Genomic DNA, 9,871 nt, shown 5'->3' with positions numbered 1-9,871 from the left:
CGGGACCACCGCGAGCGACGTAGGGGCCGGCGACATCCCGAACCAACCCCTACGCCGGCTCAGGCTGCGACGCGACGAGGTCGCAGGCGGTCGGAGGACACGACGGCAAGGCTGTCGCTGCCGTGGGGCTCCACCAGGTGCACGATCGTCATCGGGTGATCTGGAGTGCCGGCCTGCATGCGGACGTGCGCACAGACCCACTCCCCTTCGACGAGTACTTCAATGGTGCTGAGATCTGCGGATCTCATCATGTGGTGCTCCCGAGGTCGAGCCAGGCAACGGCCCGAGTGCCGTGCTGACTGCTCCTCATCATGGCACTGCAGAAAGCGCACGGACAACGCACGTAGGGTTTCGTGAAAGTAAAGAAAATCTCGGATACCGACCATCCTGCTGACGCAGCCGTCCGCGAGCCGCTAACGTTCTTCTCGCTAGGCCGTTGGAGACCCGAGACTCCAACGGCCTGGCTCTTTTTTCGTCCACGCCCCTCACATGGGTGTGAGCAGGGCGGCCGGCAACCACTCCTCCACCAGCAGCCACGATGACTGCCGCACGCGGGCGGCGTACACGACACGCCCCTCCCAGCCCTCCGGCACCTGGCGCCACTCGACCAGTAGGCCGGGCCGCTTGACCCCGTGGCCGTCGACGGCGTCGGCGACCCAGCAGTGCCGCGCCGGACAGCTCTCCGCCACACCGCTCGGTCCCGGCGCCGCCGACGGCGCCGGAGCAGCGCCGGCCCGGACGCGCTCGGACAGCGGGATCCCGCTGCCCTGCTTGCCCCAGCCGCCACCCATGCCAGCATGGTCTCACACCGTTCGAACACGTGTTCGACACAGGTGGGGCAGCGGGTCAGTCGTCGTCGGAGGCGAAGTCCTCGTTGTGCGTGCCCGGGCGCGGCGCCCACGGCAGCTCGCGTGCGGAGCGTACGACGATCAGCCGGTCGCCGCGGGCCAGGCGAGTGACGACCGGGTCGAAGTAGTTGTAGACCTTCTCGTCACGCACCACGGAGATGACCTGGTCGGGCAGCGCCTGGGGCTGCATGCCCACCTCGCTGACGAGCAGGTCCCGCTCGGCCACCTCGAGGCCCTTGCCGTAGCTCAGCAGGTCCTCCATCACCGAGCCGAGGGTCGGCGAGAGCGACGAGAGCCCGAGCAGGCGCCCGACTGCGTCGGAGGAGGTGATCACCGAGTCGGCGCCCGACTGCTTCATCAGCGGCGCGTTCTGCTGCTCGCGTGCGGCGGCGATGATCCAGGCGTCCGCGTTCATCGCCCGCGCGGTCAGCGTGGTCAGCACGTTGGAGTCGTCACGGTTGGTCGTGATGATCACCTGGTCGGCCTGCGCGACCCCGGCGCGCTGCAGCACCTCCTTGCGGGTCGCATCGCCCGTGACGACCGCCAGCTCGTCGGCGTGGGCCTCGGCCAGCGCCGTGGAGCTGGTGTCGACGATGACGACGCTCCCCTTGTCCAGCCCATTGCTGAGCAGGGTCTTGACCGCCGAGCGGCCCTTGGTGCCGTATCCGACGACGACGACGTGGTGGTTCATCTTCCTCTTCCATCGTGCGATGCGGATCGCCTCACGGCCCTGGCTGGCCAGGACCTCCAGCGTCGTGCCGATCAACAGCACCAGGAACGCGATGCGCGCCGGGGTGATGACGAAGGCGTTGATGAGCCGGGCCTGGTCGCTCACCGGAGCGATGTCGCCGTAGCCCGTGGTGCTGAGCGTGACGGTCGTGTAGTAGATCGCGTCGATGAGGGTGATCGTGTTGGTCGGGTCGGTGGCGTCGCCGTACCCCTTGCGGTCGACGTAGACCAGGATGACGGTGCCGACGAGGATCCCGACGGCCGCCAGCACCCGCTTGGACAGAGCGAGCCAGGGGGAGCTCTCCCCCTCCGGCAGCGAGACGCGGAACTTCTGGCTGCGCGGCTCGTCCTCCAGGTCGTCTGCCACGGCCCGAAATCTAGTCCACGGACGCGGCGTCGGTGGTGGCGCCGCGCTCCTTGGCCAGGACCTGTCGCGCGCTGCGCAACCGGGCCATCAGTTCCAGTCGCGCCTTGGTGGTGCCCTTCTGGGGGAAGACGGTGTCGAAGGCGGCGTTGACGGCGGCCCCGATCAGGACGGCGAGAGCCACGACGTACAGCCACAGCAGTACGGCGATCGGTGCGGCCAGCGGGCCGTAGATCGACTTGGAGTCGGCGGCCGTCACGGTCAGCACCCATCGAAGGGCGTAGGAGCCCAGGACCCACGCCACCAGGGAGAAGGTCGCTCCCGGCAGGTTGAAGCTCCAGTTGGTCCGCACCGGCACCGACACGTGGTAGAGCGTGGCGAGGAAGCAGATGCAGACCACCACCACGATCGGCCAGTAGAACCCACTGAGGAAGCCCAGCTCGGACGGCAGCACGTCGCGCACGAGCCGCGGCCCGGCAACCACCAGCGGGAGCGAGACCGCGCCGGTGAGGACGGCCAGGATGTAGAGCCCGAAGGCGAGCGCGCGCGTCTTGATGATCCCGCGGTGACCACCGAGTCCGTGCATGATCGTGATGGTGTCGACGAAGACGTTCAACGCCCGCGAGCCGGACCAGAGCGCGAGGACGAAGCCGAGCGAGATCACGTCGAGGCGGCCGCCGTCGAGGACCTCCTCCATGGTCGGCACGATGACGTCACCGACGGCGCTCTCGGTGAGGAACGTCGAGGAGAGGTCGACGATCGAGCGTTGGATGCTCTCGAGCTGCGACTCGCTGAAGCGTTCGGACACGTAGCCGACGGCCCCGGCAAGGGCGAAGATCAGCGGCGGCACCGAGAGCACGGCGAAGAACGCGCCCTCGGCTGCGAGCCCGGTCACCCGGTAGCGCATGCACGAACCCACCGTCGTGACGATCAGTCGCCACAGGGTGTGGGCGGCACTGCGACCACGAGCGGCGGCCCGCTCGGCGACCGACGGCCCGCTCGATCCGGCCGTCGGGACGGCGGTGTCCGAGGTGTCCGCCGCCATGGCCTCACGGTAACCAGCGCCAGGCCCCGAATCAGGGACCTGCGGCCGTGAGCCGGGGCACGAGGGGCGGCTCCGGGAGGATCAGGCCAGGTCGAGACCGGGATAGAGCGGGTGCTTGTCGAGCATCTCCGCCGAGGCGCCCTTGACCTTGTCGGCCACGCCCTCGGCCAGGGAGTACGACGCCTTCGAAGGCCCACCCGCCTTGGTCGTGCCGGCCTCGGTGTTGGAGAGCACGTGCACGATCAGCTCGGCGACCGAGTCGAACTCGTCGTGACCGAACCCGCGGGTCGTCAGGGCCGGCGTACCGAGTCGGATGCCGGAGGTGTACCAGGCGCCGTTGGCGTCGGCGGGCACCGAGTTGCGGTTGGTGACCACACCGGCGTCGAGCAGGGCCGACTCCGCCTGGCGCCCGGTGAGGCCGAACGACGAGACGTCGAGCAGCACCAGGTGGTTGTCGGTGCCGCCGGTGACGAGCGTGGCGTCACGCTTGAGGAACCCGTCGGCGAGCGACTGGGCGTTGTCGGCGACCTGCTGGGCATAGGTCTGGAACGACTCCCGGCGCGCCTCCGCGAAGGCGACTGCCTTGGCGGCCATCACGTGCGAGAGCGGGCCACCGAGCACCATCGGGCAGCCCCGGTCGACGCTGGGGGCGTACTCCTCGGTGGCCAGCACGAAGCCACCGCGCGGACCGCGCAGCGACTTGTGGGTCGTGGAGGTGACGATGTGAGCGTGCGGGACCGGGTCCTCGTCGCCGGTGAAGACCTTGCCGGCGACGAGCCCGGAGAAGTGCGCCATGTCGACCATGAGGGTGGCGCCGACCTCGTCGGCGATCTCGCGCATCCTGGCGAAGTTCACCCGTCGTGGGTACGCCGAGTAGCCGGCCACGAGCACGAGCGGCTTGAACTCGCGCGCCTTGGCGGCGACGGCGTCGTAGTCGAGCAGGCCGGTCTCCGGGTCGGTGCCGTACTGCTGCTGGTGGAACATCTTGCCGCTGATGTTGGGCCGGAAGCCGTGGGTCAGGTGGCCGCCGGCGTCCAGGCTCATCCCGAGCAGGCGCTGGTTGCCGAGCTCGCGGCGCAGCTTCTCCCAGTCCTCGTCGGTGAGCTCGTTGACGTTCTTCTTCTCCGCGGCCTGGAGCCACGGCCCCTCGACCCGGTGGGCCAGGATCGACCAGAACGCCACCAGGTTGGCGTCGATGCCGGAGTGTGGCTGCACGTAGGCGTACTCGGCCCCGAACAGCTCGCGCGCGTGCTCGGCGGCCAGGGACTCGACGGTGTCGACGTTCTGGCAGCCGGCGTAGAAGCGGTGGCCGACCGTGCCCTCGGCGTACTTGTCGCTGAACCAGGTGCCCATGGTGAGCAGCACCGCCGGCGAGGCGTAGTTCTCGCTGGCGATGAGCTTGAGCGAGCTGCGCTGGTCGGCGAGCTCGGCCTTGGTCGCCTCCGCGATGCGCGGCTCCACCGAGGCGATGACCTCGAGAGCCTGGTTGTAGGCGGAGCTCGTCAGGCTGGTGAGACGGGAGTCAGGGTTCTGGTCGGCCATGCCGCCAGCCTATCCGCGGGCACGGCCGGGCCGGGATTCCCGCCAGGTGCCCCTCGAGCGCAGCGGACGTGACATACGCCACGCTTGGTCGGGCTGTCGCGCGTAGCCGTCCCATATCGTGAACCACTCGTCTCACATCACGAGATTGAGGTTTGTGGGCGCGCTGTCCGCCCCGTGAGACTCCACCTCATGGTCACTGCTGACACCTCCGCCTTTCTCGTGGTACGCCGCCACGTGGACCTCGGACGTACGCGCAGCAGCATGTGTCGGCCCCGCTGAGCCACCTCGACCCGACACGTCCCCCGCGCCTCGCACGCCGGCGCCACCTCAGCGAAGGACCTCCATGCCTGACTTGCGCTTCCAGTCCCAGCCGCCGGCCCACACCGAGATCCCCCGGCCCAAGCGGGCCGAGGGCCAGTGGTCGCTCGGCTACACCGAGCCGCTGAACAAGAACGAGCAGTCGAAGAAGGACGACGACGCGCTCAACGTGCGCGACCGGATCCTCTACACCTACTCCAAGCGCGGCTTCGCCTCGATCGACCCGGCGGACCTGCGCGGGCGCTTCCGCTGGATGGGTCTCTACACCCAGCGCGCCCCGGGCTTCGACGGCGGCAAGACCGCGATGCTCGAGGAGGAGGAGCTCGACGACGAGTACTTCATGCTGCGCGTGCGCTCCGACGGCAGGCTCCTGTCCCACGAGGCCGTGCGTGCGCTCGGCACCATCGGCGTCGACTTCGCTCGCGACACCGCCGACGTCACCGATCGCGAGAATATCCAGTACCACTGGATCCGCATCGAGGACGTGCCCGAGATCTGGGAGCGTCTCGACGCCGCCGGATTGAGCAGCCTCGAGGCCTGCGGCGACTCGCCGCGCCCCTTCCTCGGATCGCCGGTCGCAGGCGTGGCGAAGGACGAGATCATCGACGGCACCCCCGCGCTCGAGGAGATCTTCGACCGTTTCATCGGTGACCCGGCGTTCTCCAACTTCCCGCGCAAGTTCAAGACCGCACTCACCGGCCACCCCAGCCACGACGTGTCCCCCGAGACCAACGACGTCTCCTTCGTCGGCACCGTCCACCCCGAGCACGGCCCCGGCTTCGACTGCTGGGTCGGCGGAGGCCTGTCGACCAACCCGCGCCTCGCCGAGAAGATGGGCGTATGGATCCCGCTCGACGAGGTCGCCGACGTCTGGTCGGCTGTCGCGTCCGTGTTCCGTGACTACGGCTACCGCCGGTTGCGCTCGCGTGCCCGCCTGAAGTTCCTCGTCGCCGACTGGGGCATCGAGAAGTTCCGCGAGGTCGTCGAGAAGGAGTACCTCGGACGCGAGCTCGTCTCCTGTGACTCCCCGCCCTCCCCCACCGGCCACCGCGACCACATCGGCGTCCACGAGCAGAAGGACGGCAAGTTCTACGTCGGCGTCGCTCCCGTCGCGGGTCGTGTCTCGGGCAGCCTGCTCGTCGAGCTGGCCGACACGATCGAGGAGTACGGCGTCGCCGGCGCGCGCCTCACGCCGTACCAGAAGATCGTGCTCGTCGGCGTCGACGCGGACCGCGTCGAGGACCTCGTCACCCGCCTCGACGAGATCGGTCTGTCGGCCCGGCCGTCGCAGTGGCGACGCAACACGATGGCCTGCACCGGCATCGAGTTCTGCAAGCTGGCCATCGTCGACACCAAGGAGCGCGCCCGCGACCTCGTCACCGAGCTCGAGAAGCGCTTCCCCGACCTCGACACCCCGATCACCGTCAACGTCAACGGCTGCCCCAACGCCTGCGCCCGCACCCAGATCGCCGACATCGGCCTCAAGGGTCAGCTCGTCATGCACGAGGGCGAGCAGGTCGAGGGCTTCCAGGTCCACCTCGGAGGTGCGACCGGATTGCAGGCCAACTTCGGCCGCAAGCTGCGCGCCCACAAGGTGACCAGCGCCGGGCTCGACGACTACATCACCGCAGTGGTCGGCAACTACCTCGTCGACCGCCAGGACGCGGAGAGCTTCGCGACTTGGGTCGCGCGTGCCGAGGAGGAACTACTTCGCGGTGAGAAGGCGTTGACACCGTCATGAGCACATCTTCGGGCTCGACCGAACGCGCTGTTCCCTTCCACTGCCCCTTCTGCGGCGAGCAGGACCTCTGGCCGCACGAGGTCGTCTCGGAGACCGGTGAGGTCTCCTCCCCGCACGGTTCCTGGGAGTGCCGAGGGTGCCAGCGAGCCTTCTCGCTCTCGATGCTCGGCCTGCTCCGCCGTACGTCCCCCGGGCAGCCGACGACCGGGGCGGGTGGACGTCGATGACCACTGCCACCACCAGGTCCGCGCGCGAGTTCCGTGGCGCCACCGTCGAGGGACGCTCGCCCGAGGAGCTGCGCGAGCTCGTCTCCCACTGGGGCGCCGAGCTCGAGCTGGCCCCCGCCGAGACCATCATCGAGTGGGCCGCGGCGACCTTCGGGGAGCGCTTCGCGATCACCTCGTCGATGGGCGATGCCGTGCTCGCCGACGTGGCCTCCAAGGTCGTGCCCGGCATCGACGTCGTCTTCCTCGACACCGGCTACCACTTCGCCGAGACCATCGGCACCCGCGACGCCGTCGCCCACACCCTCGACGTCAACCTGCTCTCGATCACACCGAAGCAGTCGGTGGCCGAGCAGGACGCGGAGTACGGCAAGGACCTCTACAAGACCGACCCCGACCTGTGCTGCGCCCTGCGCAAGGTCAAGCCCCTCGCCGACTCCCTGGCCGACTACGACGCCTGGGCGACCGGCCTACGCCGCGCCGAGACGCACAACCGCGTCGTGGCGCCGGTCATCGGTTGGGACGCCAAGAAGGGCAAGGTCAAGGTCTCCCCGCTGGCGCGGTGGAGCGACGAGCAGTTCGAGCGATACATCCAGGACAACGGCGTGCTGGTGAACCCGCTCGTCTACGACGGCTACCCGTCGATCGGGTGCGCCCCGTGCACCCGACGGGTCGCCCCTGGCGACGATCCGCGCAGCGGACGCTGGGCCGGCACGAACAAGACCGAGTGCGGGATCCACACGTGACCCGCCCGTTCGATCACGAGAGGAGGCAGCTCTGATGGCTGCTCCCGCACTGGTTGCCCTGGCTCACGCGAGCCGTGACCCCCGTACGGCGTCGACCGTCACGGACCTCGTCAGCGAGGTCAAGGCACAACGGCCCGACCTCCGTGTCGAGCGGGCCTTCCTCGAGGACCCGGATCTCCCCGCCCGCTGCGCCAAGCCGGCCCTCCAGGCCGTCATCGACCGTCTCGTCAAGGCCGGCCACGAGGAGATCGTGATCGTGCCGCTCGCCCTCTCCGAGGTGGAGATCGAGGAGCAGGCGATCACCGCGGCGCTCGCCGAGGCCGGTGCCCGTCACCCCGGGCTGCAGCTGCGCCGCAGCGCCCTGCTGGGCCTGGAGGCCTGCTTCCTGGAGGTCCTCGACGAGCGGCTCCGTGAGGCCCTGCGCTCCTCGCGGGTGCGCGAGCTCGATGCGCTGGTGCTGGCCGCTGCCGGATCGACCGACGCGCTGGCCAACCAGTCGGTCGCCCGGCTCGCCCGTCTGTGGGGCACCCACCACAAGCTGCCCGTAAGCGCGGCGTACGCCGCCAGTGCGCCGCCCGCGACCGGTGAGGCCGTTCGCGCCTTCCGCGGCGAGGGACGGCGCCACATCGCCGTGGCCTCGCTCTTCATCAGCCCCGGCGTGCTCACCGACCGCTCCACCGAGATGGCCCTCGAGGCCGGCGCGGTGGCGGTCTCGGAGCCGCTCGGCGCCCACCCCGAGGTCGCCCGGGTCGTGCTGGCTCGCTACGCCGTGGGCGCCGTCGAGCTCGTGCCCGTGTAGGTCAGCGTCAGTCGTTCCTCTCGGCCACGGCGACGTTGCGCTCCAGTGATCGCACGATCCGGTTGACCGCCGCGGCGTACTCCCGGTCGGAGGCGTAGGCGGAGGTCCCGTCGGAGAACGCACCCGACCGGTCCAACGTCGAGTAGTCGATGGAGAGCCAGTAGGGGCCCACCAGAGCGGTGTGCAGGACGATGCCGAGCTCCCCGAAGGGTCCGTCGTCGCCCACCAGGAAGAGGTCGGCGTCGGTGTCGAGCCGCCTGCCGTCGAAGCCTCCCTGGCGCAGGGCTCGCGCCGCCTTCTTCGCGGAGCCCCAGTAGCCGATCTCGAGACTGATGCTGGTCGTGAAGTCGCCGTACGTCTTGTCGCGGATGTGGTGGCGCCGACACGAGTTCTCGTCGCCCTGCTCCGGCTCGATCGCGGAGCCGGGTGGGATGAGGGGGATGTTCACCCGCTCGACGACCTGGTTGTCCTGCAGCCCCGTGATCTGCCGGAAGACCTTGCGGGACAGCACCGCGCACGGCTCGAGGATCCGAGTCCTCCCGACGGTGTCGGAAGGCCGGGCGACCGTCGGTGCCGGGGACTGGCTCAGCTCGGGGTCGGCGACGCGCTCGCGGATGCGCGCGATCGCGGCCATGGCCGTGCGCAGCCTGCGCGCGATCGAGCCGTCCAACTCTTGACGCAGGTCTGCGGCGTCCGCACCCGACTGGTCGACCAGGTCGTAGATGACGTCGTCGACGAAGAACCGGAAGGCGTAGGCCTCGGACCCGATCGGTTGCACGACCTCTTCGAGGTCCGGCAGCCCGCGCAGCTCCTTGTCCCGATAGGTCCTGCTGTAGCGCACGCGAGCCTTGGCGACCTGTGCCAGGCCATCCACGAAGGCCACCAGCTCAGGGTCACCGTCGGCCGTGGCCGCCTTGCGGTAGAGCCGGACCTTCCCGGGCTGCTCGTCGTCGCGATAGCTCTGCAGCACGGCGCTCAGGCCGAACTCGCCCAAGGTCGACCCGTCGGCGGGCTGCTCCGCGTCCAGCTTGACGATGTCGCGGTACCAGCAGTTCGTGATCGCGTCGTCGCTGCGGTACTCGTCGACACCGAACGAGCGGTCGAGGAAGCTCTCGGAGATCAGGGTGCCCGTGGCCGGCTCGCCGTAGAGCTCACGCACGTCGTCGAGGGAGAGCGCCTGGCAGGCGCTGACGTACCGCTGGTCGCCCAGCACGAGCTCCTGCTCTGGCTCCAGCCAGTCTCGAAATGCCGGATATGCCGGCGCCGTGTCCGCGCCGGCGCCGTCGGTCGAGCCGGGGCTCTCGAGGCCACCCTCGGCCGGCGCGACGTCATCCGTGCCTGTGGTCGTCACGACGACCACGACACCGGCCGCCAGCAGGGCGAGCGCGGCGACGACGCCGAGAACCACCCCGGTCACTCTGCGCGCGCCGGACCGAGGGCGCGGACCAGGAACGGGCGGAGGAACGGGCGTCCAGCTGGGAGGTGGGCCCGGTGGCGGGGGGAGACTCACGCGCG

At 69.7% G+C, this 9,871-nt stretch carries 9 protein-coding genes; 4 read left to right on the top strand and 5 right to left on the bottom strand.

Annotated elements, in window-relative coordinates:
• Nucleotides 1-485: 485 nt before the first annotated feature.
• The 4 genes from Q1K33_RS15120 to Q1K33_RS15105 form a co-directional block, all read right to left on the bottom strand.
• Nucleotides 486-791, bottom strand: coding sequence for a hypothetical protein (locus Q1K33_RS15120; protein ID WP_300405391.1), 306 nt, complete (start codon nucleotides 789-791; stop codon nucleotides 486-488).
• Between the two features lie 55 nt (nucleotides 792-846).
• Nucleotides 847-1,944, bottom strand: coding sequence for a potassium channel family protein (locus Q1K33_RS15115; protein WP_300405389.1), 1,098 nt, complete (start codon nucleotides 1,942-1,944; stop codon nucleotides 847-849).
• A 10-nt stretch (nucleotides 1,945-1,954) separates the two neighbouring features.
• Nucleotides 1,955-2,986, bottom strand: a complete 1,032-nt coding sequence (locus tag Q1K33_RS15110) for a YihY/virulence factor BrkB family protein (protein WP_300405388.1) — start codon at nucleotides 2,984-2,986, stop codon at nucleotides 1,955-1,957.
• 81 nt (nucleotides 2,987-3,067) lie between these two features.
• Nucleotides 3,068-4,528 carry a glycine hydroxymethyltransferase gene (locus Q1K33_RS15105; protein ID WP_300405386.1) on the bottom strand — a complete coding sequence of 487 codons (1,461 nt, stop codon included), beginning with the start codon at nucleotides 4,526-4,528 and terminating at the stop codon, nucleotides 3,068-3,070.
• 343 nt (nucleotides 4,529-4,871) lie between these two features.
• Between Q1K33_RS15105 and Q1K33_RS15100 the strand changes: the two genes are divergently transcribed.
• From Q1K33_RS15100 to Q1K33_RS15085, 4 genes are read left to right on the top strand one after another with little or no spacing between them, the layout of a single operon-like run.
• Nucleotides 4,872-6,587 (top strand): nitrite/sulfite reductase, encoded by a 1,716-nt coding sequence (locus Q1K33_RS15100; RefSeq protein ID WP_300405384.1) that lies wholly within the window; start codon nucleotides 4,872-4,874, stop codon nucleotides 6,585-6,587.
• On the top strand, nucleotides 6,584-6,814 hold the full coding sequence (locus Q1K33_RS15095; protein ID WP_300405382.1) for a hypothetical protein: 231 nt from the start codon (nucleotides 6,584-6,586) through the stop codon (nucleotides 6,812-6,814). The genes Q1K33_RS15100 and Q1K33_RS15095 overlap by 4 nt, the downstream gene beginning before the upstream one ends.
• Nucleotides 6,811-7,557, top strand: coding sequence for a phosphoadenylyl-sulfate reductase (locus Q1K33_RS15090; RefSeq protein ID WP_300405380.1), 747 nt, complete (start codon nucleotides 6,811-6,813; stop codon nucleotides 7,555-7,557). The genes Q1K33_RS15095 and Q1K33_RS15090 overlap by 4 nt, the downstream gene beginning before the upstream one ends.
• Nucleotides 7,558-7,591: 34 nt before the next feature.
• Nucleotides 7,592-8,356 carry a CbiX/SirB N-terminal domain-containing protein gene (locus Q1K33_RS15085; protein WP_300405378.1) on the top strand — a complete coding sequence of 255 codons (765 nt, stop codon included), beginning with the start codon at nucleotides 7,592-7,594 and terminating at the stop codon, nucleotides 8,354-8,356.
• A 7-nt stretch (nucleotides 8,357-8,363) separates the two neighbouring features.
• On the opposite strand, the gene Q1K33_RS15080 is transcribed toward Q1K33_RS15085, so the two are convergent.
• Nucleotides 8,364-9,764 (bottom strand): hypothetical protein, encoded by a 1,401-nt coding sequence (locus tag Q1K33_RS15080; protein WP_300405376.1) that lies wholly within the window; start codon nucleotides 9,762-9,764, stop codon nucleotides 8,364-8,366.
• Nucleotides 9,765-9,871: the final 107 nt, after the last annotated feature.

It is taken from the genome of Nocardioides sp., from assembly GCF_029937575.1.
Taxonomy (GTDB): domain Bacteria; phylum Actinomycetota; class Actinomycetes; order Propionibacteriales; family Nocardioidaceae; genus Nocardioides.
Note: the sequence above shows the minus strand (reverse complement) of the source record. Positions and strands in the feature narration are given on the sequence as shown.